General features: G+C 33.4%; 14 protein-coding genes. All 14 read right to left on the bottom strand.

Features of this window, described 5'->3' with window-relative positions; all coding sequences use genetic code 11:
- Positions 1–260: 260 nt before the first annotated feature.
- The 14 genes from GZ996_RS02440 to cps2T all read right to left on the bottom strand — a co-directional run bounded on the left by GZ996_RS02440 (position 261) and on the right by cps2T (position 16,917).
- Positions 261–2,150, bottom strand: a complete 1,890-nt coding sequence (locus tag GZ996_RS02440) for a GBS Bsp-like repeat-containing protein (RefSeq protein WP_238386380.1) — start codon at positions 2,148–2,150, stop codon at positions 261–263.
- Positions 2,151–2,710: 560 nt separating this feature from the next.
- A complete protein-coding gene (locus tag GZ996_RS02445; protein WP_162011256.1) occupies positions 2,711–3,211 on the bottom strand; it encodes a GtrA family protein in 501 nt (166 codons plus the stop codon).
- A gap of 1 nt (position 3,212) precedes the next feature.
- Positions 3,213–4,145, bottom strand: coding sequence for a glycosyltransferase family 2 protein (locus GZ996_RS02450; protein WP_156805459.1), 933 nt, complete (start codon positions 4,143–4,145; stop codon positions 3,213–3,215).
- 8 nt (positions 4,146–4,153) lie between these two features.
- Positions 4,154–4,939: a glycosyltransferase family A protein gene (locus tag GZ996_RS02455; RefSeq protein WP_156805460.1), complete on the bottom strand. Its 786-nt coding sequence runs from the start codon at positions 4,937–4,939 to the stop codon at positions 4,154–4,156.
- 4 nt (positions 4,940–4,943) lie between these two features.
- The gene (locus GZ996_RS02460) at positions 4,944–5,858 is read right to left on the bottom strand and encodes an NAD-dependent epimerase/dehydratase family protein (RefSeq protein WP_162011257.1); all 915 of its coding nucleotides are present in this window, start codon (positions 5,856–5,858) and stop codon (positions 4,944–4,946) included.
- 16 nt (positions 5,859–5,874) lie between these two features.
- Positions 5,875–7,230, bottom strand: a complete 1,356-nt coding sequence (locus GZ996_RS02465; RefSeq protein ID WP_162011258.1) for a DUF6056 family protein — start codon at positions 7,228–7,230, stop codon at positions 5,875–5,877.
- Positions 7,227–7,724 carry a hypothetical protein gene (locus GZ996_RS02470; RefSeq protein ID WP_156805463.1) on the bottom strand — a complete coding sequence of 166 codons (498 nt, stop codon included), beginning with the start codon at positions 7,722–7,724 and terminating at the stop codon, positions 7,227–7,229. The genes GZ996_RS02465 and GZ996_RS02470 overlap by 4 nt, the downstream gene beginning before the upstream one ends.
- A gap of 12 nt (positions 7,725–7,736) precedes the next feature.
- Positions 7,737–9,347 carry an LTA synthase family protein gene (locus tag GZ996_RS02475; protein ID WP_156805464.1) on the bottom strand — a complete coding sequence of 537 codons (1,611 nt, stop codon included), beginning with the start codon at positions 9,345–9,347 and terminating at the stop codon, positions 7,737–7,739.
- Entirely contained in the window at positions 9,344–11,101 is a 1,758-nt protein-coding gene (locus GZ996_RS02480; RefSeq protein WP_156805465.1) for a rhamnan synthesis F family protein, read from the bottom strand. Before GZ996_RS02480 ends, GZ996_RS02475 begins: the two co-directional genes overlap by 4 nt.
- A complete protein-coding gene (locus GZ996_RS02485) occupies positions 11,101–12,825 on the bottom strand; it encodes a glycosyltransferase (protein WP_162011259.1) in 1,725 nt (574 codons plus the stop codon). Before GZ996_RS02485 ends, GZ996_RS02480 begins: the two co-directional genes overlap by 1 nt.
- 15 nt (positions 12,826–12,840) lie before the next feature.
- Complete coding sequence (locus GZ996_RS02490) at positions 12,841–14,034, bottom strand: ABC transporter ATP-binding protein (protein WP_156805467.1); 1,194 nt, start codon at positions 14,032–14,034, stop codon at positions 12,841–12,843.
- A complete protein-coding gene (locus tag GZ996_RS02495) occupies positions 14,034–14,840 on the bottom strand; it encodes an ABC transporter permease (protein ID WP_162011260.1) in 807 nt (268 codons plus the stop codon). Before GZ996_RS02495 ends, GZ996_RS02490 begins: the two co-directional genes overlap by 1 nt.
- 3 nt (positions 14,841–14,843) lie before the next feature.
- Positions 14,844–15,773 (bottom strand): glycosyltransferase family 2 protein, encoded by a 930-nt coding sequence (locus GZ996_RS02500; RefSeq protein WP_161978594.1) that lies wholly within the window; start codon positions 15,771–15,773, stop codon positions 14,844–14,846.
- Positions 15,763–16,917, bottom strand: a complete 1,155-nt coding sequence (cps2T, locus tag GZ996_RS02505) for a beta 1-4 rhamnosyltransferase Cps2T (protein ID WP_162011261.1) — start codon at positions 16,915–16,917, stop codon at positions 15,763–15,765. Before cps2T ends, GZ996_RS02500 begins: the two co-directional genes overlap by 11 nt.
- Positions 16,918–17,164 lie beyond the last annotated feature (247 nt).

Consider the following 17,164-nt stretch of genomic DNA (forward strand, 5'->3'; position numbering starts at 1 on the left):
TATCATCATATTTCGGGCCTAGGCGTTTTTTTATTATAGCAACAATTGATACTTGCTAAAATTCAAAAATTACTTTTTGCTTCTTTCTTAGAAAGTTCGTTCTTCTCAAGAGTAGCATCCAAGCTCTCTCATTTCTAAGCTTAAGCTGAAACTATCCACTAGACAGTTTCACTCCAAATTAAGTTCTATCAGATATGTTGTCTTACTCCGTTTTCAATCCATCGTAGCCATAAACAATGAATTGAGAACTCTAGAAGGTATCAGTCTACTTGAATATATCGACGCGCTCCTGAATAAGATAAGTAAGAAATCCACTGTTTTCCTTCAGCGATAAGTACCCTATCATAGTTGACCTTTTCTCCCTTATCGTAAGTTGCAAGAGTTGGGCTTACTGATTTTGCTTCTGCTTTAATTGGTGATGATTTTTTAAAAACATATATCCCTTTTGATGGCAGTGTAATCTGTGCTTTTATTTGTACTGGTAGCTGAGTCGTTATTTGAGAAATATAGGTTTGATTACCACCGTTATCTTGATAATACAGGTGTGCGTGATACGTTCCACGATCGTTTTTATGATTCGAACTATCAACAGTCACTTTATAAGTGCCATCTGGCTGCTTACTTGCAATATACCAAGCAATGTCATCTTGTCCAGCGTTTTCTGACCAAACAGGAACATACACTTCTTTTAATTCTGCGTGACTAACATCAGATACAACAATATCGAAGGTACCTTTATGATTGTTTTTATTCACAATCTTGATATTTCCTGTCGTTGGTTGTTGAACACGAGTTGTTACAACTGGAACAGTTGTTGTCTGTGCTACAAAAGTTTGTTTGCCATCGTTAGATTGATAATATAGGTGAACATGATAGATTCCACGATCATTTTTGTGGTTGGAAATATCCACAGTCACTTTATAGGTGCCATCTGATTGCTTCGTGGCAACATACCAAGCGATATCATCTTGCCCTCCTTTATCTGACCAAATTGGAACTTGTACCTCTTTCAATTGGTTATGACTCACATTTGAAATAACAACATCAAAAGTTCCTTTGGCATCATTCTGATTTTTAATCGTAAGTTTTCCTTTAGTTGGTACCGAAAGTGCCTCAATTGCAATATAGCGTCTGTTTCCACTATAAGAAAGATAAGACAACCATTTATAGCCTTCAGCTTCAACAACTTTATCATAATGAACAGACTGCCCTGCTTCATAATAATCTAATTCAGGACTAGACGTTTTTGCTTCTGCTCTAATCACAGACTTCTTAGAAAATGTATAGGTACCACTTGAAGACAGACCTGACTGATTGACCGATACTGGTGATGACGTTTGAATACTAGATGAAGCGGACAAATCTTTAAAATGAATAAAGCCGTCAACTTTGCTTCTATGAATGGTTCGCTTATGATATCGATGAGTATAGTCATAATTGTATTCTTCAATAGTCACGTAATCACCCGATACTTCTGAGACCCAGGCCACATGACAACTATTCCACCAAGCCACAGCTCCAACAGCTGGCTGTTTATTAACTAGGTAACCCTCACGTCTTGCACGCGGCCCCCATTCATTAGCATTACCATAAGCTCCTGGAATGGTAAAGCCATTAACTGAGGATAGTCTATAAGCCACAAATGATACACACTCTCGATTAAACAGACGCCAAGGGTCAATAAGGCTATCTGCTGCTGCATTTTTGAGATAAGCAGGGTAGTCATCTCCCAGATGTAAAAAATTCAACTTAGGCATCTCTTGAGCCTTTTTTACTTTGGGCACTTCCACTATTGGGGGAATCGTCTTCTTAGGTGCTACTTCTTTATTAGGAATAGTAACTTTAGGAGTTTCCTTTTTAGCTTCAGGTATAGTTACTTTTGGAACTGTAACCACTGGCTCCTCAACTTTCTGTTCAGTCATTTCTGAAGGAATAGCATCTCTGTTTTCTTGAGTCGTGGTACTAGTAGCATTTGTCATCTCTGAAGAAGTAACTTGCGTTACTAACTGAGAGGTAATCTCAGAGGTGGTTGAAACCTCTTCCGCCAGAACACTACCTGTCATTAGAAATGTTCCCAACAGAACCGACGCAGCTCCAACACCACACTTACGAATTGAAAAACGTTGAACAGTTTGCATACCTTTTTGCATTCATTAACTCCTTGTAAACTTAATCTTTCAGGCCTGTACCTAATTATTCGCAAGAAGAAGAAAAAATTAAGGATTTAAAAAATAATATTTTGCTGGGAAGATTGAGAAGAAAAAATAGATTTCAAAATTATTCTCTCAAATAATAACCTAGTCTTTTCTAACAGGTAGCAAATCAGTACGAAAAATTAGATATTTTCGCAAATCTCTCAAGAAGTTAGTCAATACCCATCATCATGAGTTTACTTGAGAGGCCAAGAGACACGACTTGAATACTGAAAAATACATCACCTATCTTCTAGAACATCTTCCAAATGAGAAGACACTCGCAAAAAAGGAGGTGCTAGAGGCTTATTTACCATGGAATGAAACGATTCAAAAAATTGTAGAAAGAAAAAAACTTCCAGAGTCAACAAAGACTTTGGAAGTTTCAATATAGTCTGTTATTGGACACTTACTTTTTATTAACTCAAAAAGCCTGTACTATCTAAATAGTATTAGCTACTAAAGAAATTATAACTCTCTTAAATAATTGATATTTACTTCTAAAATGTAACATACCTCTACTTGAAGGCCCAAAATTTATTTAATAAAAAATTAATCGGAACACTAATAATTAAATTAAGAATAGGTGCAATCAGTTCAGAAAGATTAAAAAATTTAATCCATATAATTAATAATAGACTATTCAAAAAAAGTCCTGTTATAGAATACGAAGCAAAAGTTTTCAATAGAGCCTTCCAGATATGACGCTCCTCTCTTGACTCAGTAAAAACCAATTTGTTGTTCCAATAAAAAGACCATAATACTCCTACAATAAAAGCTATTGTTTGAGCGCTCAAATAACGAAACTCGCCTGATATTCCTAACCATTTTATGCCGGACCATGAAACTAAGTAAATCATATACGATAATAATGTATTGCTAAGACCTACAATTCCAAATTTAAAAAATTCATAGATTGTTTCAACCCAATGGTCACTTATTTTTCGTTTAGTCAATTTTGTTAAAATTTCTAATCCCTTACGAATAAAAGATTTTAACAACTTTTCAATAACTATCATCCTACTCCTCGTTTGAGATATACTCTCTGATAACAAATTGCGGTGCCTTGTTACCATTTAGATAAATCCGTCCAACATATTCTCCCAGTAGACCAATCATCATCATTAGCACACCACCAGTAATCAGTAAGACAGACATCAGTGAAGCCCATCCTTGGGTACTGATTCCAAAGAAAAGCATCGAAATCAAGATGTAAGTTACAAATAAGAATCCAAGCAAAGCAAATACAGCACCTAACAAGGAGGCAAACCGTAATGGAATAACAGAAAATGCTGTGAAACCATTGAGCCAAAGTCCTAACAATTTAGCAAAAGTATAGGTCGTTTCTCCAACCTCTCGTTCTCTGTGCTCGATAATTTGGTTAGCAATACGATTCGTAGAGCGCAAAATTAATCCCCAAACATATGGAAAAGCTCCATCATATTTGACAATCTCTTTAGCAACAAAAGAGGTCATGATAAAATAGCTACACAAACGAAGATCTTGTGGTTTACCGATTACAACATTAGCCATTTTATCATTGACTTTGCTACCAAAGTTCTTAAACCAACTGTGTTTCTTAACTAGATATTCACCAAAGACAACATCGTAACCTTCTTCTAATTTTGCAATCAATTTATGCGCCTCAGCTGGAGGATTCTGCCCATCATCATCTAGTGAGATAATATAATCTCCTGTACAATAACGATAACCTGCCATTCTCGCTCCATCTTGTCCAAAATTCTTTGCCAAGTTAATCCCTTTGATGAATGAATACTTCTGACACAAGTCTTGAATAACTCTAAAAGTATTATCAGTTGAACCATCATTTACTAAAACTAATTCAATATCATATTTTGTGTGAAATTCAGCTATAACAGTTTCAACAACATCTGCTAGAGTTTGCTCTGAAAAATAGCATGGAATCACGAAAGATAATTTTTTTTTGTCCATAGACCACCTCAATCATACGTCTTATAACTTCTTTGATAAAGTTTAAACCCAATTTTTATCAACCAATTCGGCCAAAACTGACGGAACATATACATTTCATCATTAACACGGATATTATTTTCAGTGAAGGATTTACTTGTTGCTTCTTCATGGATACGATAATAAAATAATTTTTTATGAATATAAATAAAAGGTTCATTATATCCTGCAAACTTCACAAAAGTGTCCCAATCCAACGCAAATTTCAACGGAGAAGTAAAAACTTTACCATTAATTAAAGATTTATTATATGCAACAGATGGACAAGAAATAGCATTTCCAAAGCCTTGAAAATATTTCTTAAAGAACTTATTATGACGTAACACTTTAAAGCGCATTGGGGTTCTAAAAAGGCGCTTCATTCGAGAATTTAAGTCAGTTCCAATTCTCCCATTTTTTATCGGTAAATAATCTGTAAATGCCATTATAGCGTTAGGTTCTTTAGAAATTTCTAAAAGAAGCTCTTTAGCATAATTCTCATCATAAATGTCATCCTGATGAGTGACAGTAACCCACTCAGTCTGGGCTTTCTCACAACAAAAATTCCAATCATCCTGTATATCACTTTTCCCTTCTCGTATAAAAAGAGGGATATCATAAGCGTTGGCGAGATTAGATAAAAAATCGCTTGGTGTAGAAGTACACATAATAATATTACTATAGGCATTTTGCTTAACAACAGACTGTATACAAGTTTCTAAATGTGGCGACTCTTTGTAGGCACAGATAGCAAATGTATGTTTTTTTGGTTTCATGGTATTATTTATTTTCCTCTTTCATTACTGTATAAAGTTTTTTCATTCCTTCACTTAGTGAAAGCATTTGATGACTTGGAAATTCATTCTGATAACGTTTTATATCTAAAACACTATAGTCTAAGTCAGAATCTCTTTGTGGAAAATAATTCACATCAACTTTTTTCCCATTAAGAAGATAAATTTGTTCTAAAATATCATTTAAAGAAGTTCCAATGCCTGAACCCAAATTATAAACTTCTTCATTGTTCTCAGAATGAGCAATGTTAATAATACCTTGGATAGCATCAGAAATATATATATAATCTCTAACAGATGATCCATCGCCAAAAATAGAAATTTCTTTTCCTGAAAGAGCACGATCCATGAAGACTGTTACTGCACCTACCGCACCATTTGGATTTTGACCAGGTCCATAAGGATTTGCCAAACGAACAACTCGAAAATCTAAATTAAATTTATGCTTATAAAGATTCAGATACTTTTCAATCATTAATTTTTGGATACCATATGAGGCGATTGGATTTGTAACAGCACTTTCTTTAAATGGCCTCCTATTAGATTTTCCATATACTGTGCCTCCTGAAGAGATAAAGACAATACGCTTAACATTTTCTTTTACGCAAGCCTCTAGGAGTGATAAGGTACTAAAAACATTATCCGTTATTTCTTGAGTTAAGGATTGATTTGTACTTGGCAAAGTAGTACTTATTAGATGAAAAATAACATCGTGCCCCCTTACTAAATTATCAAATGGATAATCTGGCGAAAACTTTCCTTCAACAAATTTTATCCTACCGCTTTCAAATTCGTCTGCATGTTTGATGTCAAAAGCTGTCACTCTTTGCCCCGACTCCAGCAAAGTACGTGTCAGATGTTTTCCTATAAAACCTGACGCTCCTAGTACTAAATAATTCATTATATGATTCATATCCTTACGTATGTGTTAATAAAAGTGAAGAGATACCTGCTAGTGTCGAAATCACTAACATTGTAATTGTGATTAATTTTGCCTCTTTGTTAGTAATAACCTTTTCCTTAAGAGCATAGCTGTAAATTAAAATACCAATTCCAATTAAAGAAAAATATAACGGTGTCGCCGTTCTAAAACCCGAAGCATATATCGTTGGAGAAAATCCCATAGCTACCCTAGAGGCTACTCCAGAAATTAAAAGAGAAAATGCAAGTAAATTAGGATATAGCTTTTCTAAACAAAGAAACACTGTTACCATAAAACAAAAAGCAAAAAGAGCAACTAAACTATATTTGGCAAGTGAAAATAAACTATTGGTAGTAATACTAAACAAACCATTTGGGGCAATTTCTACTGTCAGCAAGTTTAGGTTACTAAAAAATATTAAAATCACATTTTTCAATAAGCCAAAAAATAAAATCATAACGAATGGAATAGTAGCAAATCCCTTTAAAAAAATACTCGTGTATTTTTTATAAACGATATAGAACATCATGCTAGTTATCACTAGTATAAACAAATGATTTTCAAAAATAACATTTTGCATCGTTGAGAAAAAGCCAATATCAAGCTTATCCACCGTATCTAGCATATTATAAGTGGGAAACCAATGAAATGTCTCCGAACCGCTTCGATTACCATTCCCCGGAGCAGTTACTGTAAAAATAAGACTCAAAACTAATAAGGCTAACTGTACCCACATAAAAAAGTGATTTTTTTTAGATAGTAGGAAATAAATGAGAAAAACTAAATAAACAAAAAGCAGTACGACTAATTCTAATTCTTCATTAGCTGCATAAATAAGAGTGATACCATAGATGAAGAATTGCCACCATTTAAACCTTTCAACATCTTGGATTTTACGAATTGGAACAAGTGCAATAAAACCTGCTGCCATTGGCCAAAAGTAAGTCATAAACGTCACCAACCATCCAGCCGATCCTAAATACTCAATAGGATAAATCAAAATCATTCCAATAATAAAAATATTTATAAAAACATTATCATATCCAAATAATTTTGAAAAAGCTTTCGCTAAGGCCAATCCAACAAAGGCATTTATCATTGTAAATACTATAGTCGGTTTCCCTAATAGATAGTGAATGACAAAATTTACCAAAACCCTAGATGACCACAAATAATAATCTTTTAAGATGAGTTCCCAATGATCCGCCCAAGTCAAATTTTGATATTCTCCCATTAAAGCTGCATCATCATTAGCGATTTTTACTGAAAAGAAAATCACGAGGTATGCAATAAAAAGCAATAAAAATGGTATATTTTCTTTTCGTAATCTATTGTTTATTAATGCCTTCACTTCGTCAATTCCTCTTTTATACTATTACTTATTTTTATAATATTCTTCTCTCCATCAGAGTTGTCAACTATAAATACTTCATAGTCATGTTTTTTAATCATATCACTTGCTGATATGACAGCATAAAAACCACTATCTGAATAATTGACACCATCTCCAAGATATGTTTCTAAATCTGGCCGATTAACAATCTCGGTAGCAATTTCAATATACTTTTTTGAAGTTTTGTCTTTCAGAACTACTGTACGCTCAATAACTCCTATATCAACACCTTCTTTAATTAACCAACCACTTATCGCATAGCCGTCATTAGCAGTAACATCATCAATCCAAAACTGATACCCATCATTCACTACCTTAGACTTATCAAATTTATAACTAGCCACCGCTACTTCATGTTTTCTTAAAAAGATAAAACACAAAACAAACAAGAGTACCGTCACCATAGAAATTAGAAAAATTAACTTTTGATACTTCTCTTCATTAGTCTTCACAAAATAACTCCTTTATGGTTTTGGTAAATTAGGTTGTTGCAATTTAGCAGTATAATAATCCTTAACAATTTTCTCATAATCAGCCGTCTCATCTTCTGTTAAAAAATTAATAACATTATCTTGACTGGTCATATAGTTTCCCTCGGAAACATATAAATAGCTTAATTTACTATATGGTTCATCACTAAACAAGCTATTTCCTAAGAAATAATTCGGAGCAGTGATATCCAGAAAATCTAATATCGTCGGAGCAAAATCTAAAGAATTTCTTCCTCTAGCATCCACTTTTTTAGACTGAACTCCTTTGTGATAAAGGATGAAAGGAACTTTATCAAAACTAGGGTACGCTCTTGATTTCCAAGCTTCAATATATGCTGCATCAGTATAAGTTGCATGATCTGTTGTAAAAATCAAAATAGTATTTTTAGCTAGCTCAGATGAATTAAATTTTTCTAAAAATTTCCCAATTTGATAATCAGAATCAAAAAATTTATTAAAAAGACTATTTTTACCATCTTTATAAACTTTATCTGTAGAATCTAACGATAAGTGAGTTCCAAAGGTATACATCGAAATAAAGAAGGGCTTAGTAAACTTATCCTGTCTAACCATCTCATCATATAAAAAACGGTAAGCTTCTCTATCGGTTGTTGAACCATCCATTCCCTTATTTATTTTTGAACTTATGACATTGTCAAAATTAAAGTTTTCTAAATAATTTTTAAAATCACTATTATGTGGTTCTGTATTAATAAAAGTAGTTCGATAACCTTGGTTTCTAAAAATATCTTGCAACCCAATTAAAGAATTACTATCATAATTTTGTAATTGATAACCTGAATACAGTTGCCCACTTAAACCACGATAAGTAGCAAAAGTATGATTATAATAATTAACAAAATCTATAGACTCTTCTTGAAGCCTTTTCACATTAGGCATCAGATTTTCTTGACTATCAATCACTGATTGTGATAATCCTTCAACAAAAACGATAACGACATTAGGCTGCTTTACCAGGGAATCGTCCTTCGAATAATAGTCATCTATTCCATCTCTGTAAAACTCACCTGTTACATCAGTAGCTGTTGATACTTCAGCTATTAATTTTTGCTGATATTGATATTCTTTAAAAACTTGATAATAATTTACAAATGGTGTTATTGAAACAAGGTGAGTTGCTAAAACACTCATTTCGATCATCAGAAAAACTAACAACAATGAGGCATTTACAAATCTAGGAAATGTTATCTCAGAAATAGGCAATATTGCCAAAATAATAACAAATAGTGTTGCCGATATATAGAGTCCTGCATTTCCAGAAAGAGTGGAGAGTGAATCTATATTGGTTAGCATAACCAATGTCAAGTATGTACCACCAAAAATTTGAACCATTTTTTCAACATAGTACAGAAACATAAAGAGACTGTTGAATAAAAAACCTAACCATCTATTGCGTACTACTAAAAAATTACTGATAAAGACAATAATACTTAATTCCGTAAAACTTATTAATAAATCTTCCCAATTTTCTGTTAGCTTAAAAGCCCAAAAAGTAATTGCAATTGAAAAAGCATATTTAATAACTGTCAATGCTTTCGGTGATACTATTTTTTTTAAATTCATTTTCCTTTTCGTAAGAGTCGCTTAATAATATATTTAATCGCACTACCTGGTCCACGATAAATATAATGCAGAGCTCCTTTTATTCCTCCAATGTTATCAAAATTTATAAAAGTATTTGGAAGTGACTCAGGTCTAATATTTAAAACTTTATTATCCACAAACGGTGTAATATAAATATTATTTTTTGAAATGGCATAGTCATAATCATTTGCCCAAGCTAAATAAACCAAAATACGCTCAATTGAATGTAAAATTGTATGCTGTGGAATTGGTTCTGATGGGATTTCGTTATCAGCTAGTTCAAGTTCAAATAATGGTTGTAATGTTTTATTTTTAAACCAGATAAAAGTGCCGTAGCTCATTATAAAAGTATCCAATTGTGAAAAATCAATCTGGCGTGGCATATTCATTCGTTTCCATAAGACATTCATATCATCCGCAAATCTGTTTTCATTCCAAGGGTCAACAATTTTGGTATATCGAAAGAATGAAGGAATGTCAGCAATAACTAGGCCGAGATTTTCATTTGTCTCTAAATTGGCTAAAATATTATCAGCAGGTTCAAGAAGCATCTGATATAATTCTCTTCGCCATGAATCACCTACCCAATATGGATATTCCGGTGATTTTTTAGTATGAAAATGACCAATGTAATCATAACTTTCCAATTCTTTTTTCAGCTTTAACATCGGTATAATATCACGCCCTTTATTCCCAGTTAAGAATACCTGAGCTCTTTTACCATTTTTATCTAGAATAACTTGGATTTGTTCTTTTTTCTCCTCTGTATCCGTCGTCAAAAACAAATCATAGTCAAAATGGAAATGTTCAAACTGTGTTAAAAACTCCTCGAGTAAATCAACATAAAATGTATGCAAATGAACAGCAACTTTTTTAGTATTTGAATAAACTTTAGGTGCCTTTTCCAATACTTTTCGATCTAACAAATACGGTGGCGTTGGCAGACTAACATCTGACATATGATCTAGAATATGCTTAATCGGGTACTTTGTCTTCTCCTCAATAGCTTGTAACAAATACGGCGATAAATGTTGTGACAAATCAAATGTTTTTATTTTAATAAACGGTACCTTATGATCCAATAAAACATGTGGATAATGAATCGTAAAGTTGGAATGGAAAAAATCATCTGCTAATGGTACTGTGTCTAATACAGGCTTATACTTAAATCCCGCATCTGTAAATAATTTTGTATATTGAGTTTCGTAATTGTCAATAACTTTTTGAACATCTGAATAGGATTCAACATGTTCCCAAAAATTTTGGAATACATCCGATTGAATAATTGATTTTTTAAAAGACATAAAATAGGATTGAAGATGCTCATTAATAAATATATGACGCACATCAACCTTAGCATGATTTGTCATTCCCCAAAAGTCAATGTCATCAGTTGATTCAAAGGAATCATAATAAGATTGCATATCCCAAAGCGGACCAAAACAAGTATCATTCATACAAGTAATTGAATCATAATTTTTTAAGCTATCAAAACCAATTAATTGCATCCCATCATGCCAAGCCGCAAAATCATATCCTAAGTTTTGTCTTTGAATAAAAAACTCAATTAATTGTTTCTCTTTTAACTTTTCCTCAATTTCGTGAGTCAACTGACTATTTGAAATGAACACAACCGTTGAAAACAGAGGTCGCATTTTCTCTAATTGGTAATAAACATGATCGCTAATCTTATTATTTTTATTAAAATGGACATACAATAGTAAACGTCGCATTATTTTCTCCTAATGATATTAATAATTTTTGTAGGTATGGTCCATCGTTTTGAACCAATCACTGCACGATATTGATTGCTAACTACTTTTATTTCATCAGATAAATCTTTATTCTTAGCTTCTAAATCTACAAATTTTTGAGTCAACTCCTGATGAAAAGATATTCCTGTATCTTCAATCATGTTCAACTTTTCATATGATAAAACAAACTTTTCCCCAAAATGAGCGATATTATATATGAGTTGAGGATCTGAATTACCAAAAATGACACCATTAGTATATCTCAACCCATTTGAGGAATGAGGTAAAATCTCAGTTTTAAAATTGAAAGAACTTAGACAAACATTTTGAAAAATCATGGGTACTTCTCCTAAATCAATTCTTAAAACTTTCACTCCTTGAGGGATTTGAAATTCAAGGATGTCTTTATTTTTTAAGCAAAATGCCATGCTATTATTTATAGAAAATCCTTCATTTTCATATTGGTAAAAAATTCTTACCTCTTGATTCATTAATTGAAGAATATCTAGGTCTTCTTTGAATCGGCCAAATAGGCTCTCTAATGCCCTTATTGATTTTGGAGACGGCATTGCCATTTGATCAATGCTTTCAATAACCTCTTTAAAACATGTCCTTAGCGTAAATTGATTAGCGAGTTCCGATTTTCTCTTAATAAGTTCATATTTCTCAATATCAAAATTGGCTATCATTTGCTGAATCGTAGAAACTAATCGATCCAAATTCCCCAATGGATATAATCTTCCTACATTAAAAAAGTCATGTACTGTTAAAAATCCAGGATTATCTGAAACTATAGTTGGGATTCCATTTAAAATTGCCTCAACATAGACAAGCCCAAAGGTTTCCATTTTTGATGAAAAAATCGCTATATCTTTTTCTGAAATATGTTCCCACGGATTATCTTTGTGCCCCATAAAAACAACAGATTTTAAACGATGTTCTTTAATGAAACGATCGCACTGCTTCTTATATTCATCATCCCAGCCACCTATAAAAATTAAAGGATTTGAAATACCTAATTGGCTATATGCTTTTATAATTTCAAGCTGATTTTTATTTTCATTAATTTTCCCAACTGAAATTAAACGAATCTCATCTCCTTGTTCATCTAGAAAATCTTGGTGGTTTTTTATCTCTGAATAGGGAATAAAAGTCCCCATTTTACATGATGAAAATGTGCTAGTCAATCTATTCAATTCATTTGCTAAATTTCCCCTAACCGCAAAAACTTTGTCAGAATTTTCAATAATAAATGGTAATTTATCTTTATAGTACTCAAATTCTGCATTAGGAAATTCATGAATTAACCAATAATGTGCCACACCTTCACACGCAGCTGCAATCGCTCCATAAAAAGTATTAACAGTATTAGTAATAACTAAATCAATATCAGATTCTCTTATGACTTTTCTGATTTGATAAAGGTTTTCACGATAAAAAGCAAGCTTAGTAGATTCTTCAAAATCAGAAGGTTCTGGCGCCTCCATCCACCACCACTCTGGAGTGGCTAATGGAATGTTTTGAACCCCAAAATCTTTTAATTTTTCAACATAATTAACTTGCGAAGGATGAGGACTTACTGGGTAAATATTAAAAATATTATATCTTTTCTCCTCTATCAGAAACCCCATTAAATTAGTAATAGAAATTTCTGCACCATTATCTAATGTACCTGTAGGTGAGATAAAAAGGATATTTTTCATAGAGCCACCAATCGACTATTTCCAAGAGCCACTACGTCTCATCATTCCAGTATTAGCATCCCACTCACTTTCAAAAACAGAGTCTACTATTCTATCAATTACAATAATCGGAGCTGTTGTAGCTGGCGAAAAGGCTAGTGGATGTTTTTCAGAATCACGAACAGTCGCTGCTAATTTTAATTTTGCATGATTTAGATAATCTAATTTACAAGTAAATGTTACAACTTTTCTACCAGTACCTGTCGTTTTTAAATCAATAGAATTATCATTATATAATCCAAAACTAGTGTCTATATCTAAAAACGATAGAGCGATATGAGTATCAATATCTTGTAAAACATTATATGTAAATTCAAGGATAATATCTTCATCTGGTCGAATCTGAGCGGGTGTTAGCAATTTAACATCAAAATCTTGGATGACTTGACTCACTTTTTCTTCATTTTTTTCCGAAATTTTTTCAGCATTAATAACATTATCAAAACTGTACTGGTTGGCAACTTCATCAGGGTTCCCATATGCTTTCACTAAACCATGTTCAATCAACACCGCTTTATTACAGTACTTTTTGACAGCTCCCATATCATGAGTTACTAGGATAGTAGTCTTACCACTGTTTTTACGCTCCATAAAGTAATCATTACATTTTCGCTGAAATGCTTCATCCCCTACAGCAAGAACTTCATCAAGGATAAGAATATCTCCTTGAGCTTTAATTGCGACTGAAAATGCTAGTCTTACTTGCATACCTGATGAATAGTTTTTAAGTTTTTGATTCATGAACTCGCCAAGTTCAGCAAAGTCAACAATATCATCATACATGGCATCAATTTCCTCAGTCGTAAAACCAAGCATTGCTCCATTCATATAAACATTTTCTTTACCTGTCAATTCTGGATTAAAACCAACACCAAGTTCAATAAAGGAAACTAGTTTGCCATTGACCGTTACTTTTCCTTGTTCTGGAACATAGATTTGTGAAATAATTTTAAGAAGAGTTGATTTTCCTGAACCATTTCGCCCAACAATACCAAAAAAGTCTCCTTCTTCTACTTCAAAATTAATATCTTTGAGAACATGTTGTTCTTTATATCCTTTGATACCTTTGAAGCGATTCACAAGAGCAGTTCTTAAACTCTGAGTGCTTTCTGTCGGTAATTTAAAATATTTTGAAACGTGTTCAACTTTTACTGCAATATTTTTTGTCATTAAAGAATCTCCGCAAATTTCTTAGCACTTTTCTGGAAAATAGCGTAGCCTATTCCAAAAATTAAAATTGGTAAGATGTAGGGTACTATAGCAATTGCCTTATTCTCAATCAAATCCCAGCCTCGTAAACTTCCTGAAAAAACAATAAAGTGACGTAAATCTTGAATAATCTGCGCTAAAGGGTTCAACATCATTACTTTCGCAATGGCCACTTGGCCTTTTTGTAAAATAAACGTCAGAGAGTAAATGATAGGTGTCCCGTACATTCCAGCCTGCATAACAACTTCCCAAATTGGACCAATATCCCTATATTTCACAAAAAGTGTTGCTAAAATAAACGCAATGCCAGTTGTCATTAAGAAGAGTTCAATAAATAGTGGAAAAATCACCAACCACCCTAAAGACACATTTACTCCGTTTATGACAGCAAAGATAAAAACAACTAGAAGATTAATGGCATAGTTAATGGTTGCACCTACTACCGATGAGATGACAATAATTTCTTTAGAAAAATTTAACTTCCGAAGTAAATCCCCTCTTGAAACAATTGACATCATCCCCATATTGGTCGCCTCAGAAAAAAAGTTCCAGGTTACCATACCTATTAATAAACCAATTGCATAATGAGGAGTTCCATCATCAAATCGCAAAAATCGAACAAATACCAGATACATAATAGTGAAAAGCATCATTGGTTTTAAAATAGACCACACATGTCCAATAACACTTCCTTGATAACGAAGTTTAAAATCTGTTTTAATCATTTCTCGAAGAAGAATACGATTCTCCTTGGCAAATATATTCATTTGTTACTCCTTATAAGCAAATTTTGTAATCAGTAATGTTCTAAAGACGATTGTATGGAACATACGATTTTTTCTAAATCCATAATTTTTTAATACAGAAATCCGCTCAAGAAAATCATACCTCTGTAGATTGATAAATTTTTCAATGATATCCTTTTTTTCGGTTGCTATATCTAAATCAAGTAGATGCTTAGCCTGTAATTGGCTAGCTGTAATAAGTTCCCAGTACTTGCTGAATAATAAGTGCGGACGCATCCATTTATACAATCGCTTAGACCATGTCCTTGCACCAAGAACATTATTGTCATGTTGACGGTAAAGCTCTGTCGGCTGGTCGATATAAACCAACTTGCCAAGAGCTGTCGCTAATAAAGCCAAATACCAATCATGCATGAGTAAATTATCTGTAGCAGTCCAACGTTCTGCGAGGGCATGATTAATCATAGCAGTCCCACCAGTCACCGTATTTTCCGTTAACTCTTGAAGCAACTCTGTATTGGCATGGTGAGATTGGCTACGAATCATACTGTCATTTATGACTTCCAACTGTTGGTTGACCACTTTTAAGTCAGTATAGACCATCAGAGGATCCGTTTGTACGTGATTTTGCGCTTCTGCAAGTGTTAATTCAATTTTTTCAGGTAGCCAAATATCATCCTGATCACTGAAAAAATAATAATCTGCTTCTCTATGTTTGACCAACATAAAAAAAGATTTAATAACACCGACGTTTTCCGTCTCAGCTGAATTGATAAAAGTAATCCGTGAATCCGTATCCGCATACTGCTTAATGATTTGACGTGTCCCATCAGTTGAACCGTCATCACGGATAAAAAGATTCCACTCCGTAAACGTCTGCGCCTGAATACTTTCAATTTGTTCTGCCAAAAAACGCTCACCATTGTAAGTAGCCATCAGAATATTAACTTTCATTCAAAAACAACTCCTCGTACTCTCCTACAATTTTGTCCCAACTGTAATGGTTTGCCATTCGTTTTTTAGCAATATTTCCCAATTCTGCAAAATCTCTTTCTTGATCAACTTGATTAATTAGCTCTGATAGATTTCCAATATTTTTCGACCAGTAATATGCTGTGTTTTCAGCAACTGAGCGGTTAAAATCAACATCTAATATCAAATTAAGATCCGTATGTGCCAATGCTTCGAGGAGACCTGGATTTGTCCCTCCAACCTCATGTCCGTGAATATAAGCATGAGCATGAGTACGTACGTAAGTCAAAAGGTCCCTATCATAGACAGTGCCTACAAATTTAATACGAGAATCGTTAGCAAAACCAGTTACTTTGCGCAAAGTTTCAAAATAAGCATTTCCTTCATGATTGCAAATAATCAAAAGATCTCGATTGGTATCAGATTTCATGAATTCTCGAATAGCTGTTTCATAATTATTTTCAGGAACAAAACGGCCAACAATAAGATAGTACTCTTTTTCTTTGCTCTGCCATTTTCCAAAAAAACCACGAACTGAAGGACTTTTTTCGGTCAATCCAGAAGCTGTTAACTCTGTTCCATATGCAATAAAACGTGTTTTTGACCAAGGATAAGAGGCTTTAATATAATCCTCAATCCCTTCATTATCAGAAATGACAAGGTCCGCACTCTTTGTCATCATCTTTTCCGCAAATTTTAGATAGGATTGAACTGGATGAGACCACTTACTACGTTTCCACTCTAAACCATCTGGATTAATCAAAAATTTCCCGCCTAGACGTTTAATTTTTCGAGCCAAAGGTGGCATAAAGGCACCAATAGTGTTACCAAGCACATAAAAGATAGGATTCTCAATATTTTCTTTTTGAATCATTCTCAAAGCATACCTTATAGCTTGAATATCATAAGCAATAACTCTTGCTGGACCAAGCTTCGGAGGATTTATAGTAAAGCAATCTGCACCAAACACATCAAAGTGAATCCCTTGCTTTTGATCACTTAGGCAAGCAACATGGTACTTAATTTTAGCACTCTTCTGATGTTTTACCAGTTCTTCAACAAACGTTTCAAAACCACCGTATTGAGCCGGTAAGCCACGGCTCCCTATAATAAAAACGTGTTGCATATTAAGCCTTTCACTTTCATGGTAATCTTATTAATTATAGCACATTCTAGAAAATTCTGCTATTAACGACCCATATTTAGCCACGCATCAAAAAAAGAGGGACGATGCCCCCTTTTTTATGGCTCTATAATTTCTGTAGTGGGTAAATTCCCCGCAGAGATTATGGAGCCTTTTTGAGTATAGAAAAAGTCCCATATGACCTATAATGAAAAGCGACAAAACAACTCATTAGAAAGCCTCATATGGA

Origin of the sequence: Streptococcus sp. S784/96/1 (assembly GCF_902729355.1) — a bacterium.
Lineage (GTDB): Bacteria > Bacillota > Bacilli > Lactobacillales > Streptococcaceae > Streptococcus > Streptococcus caledonicus.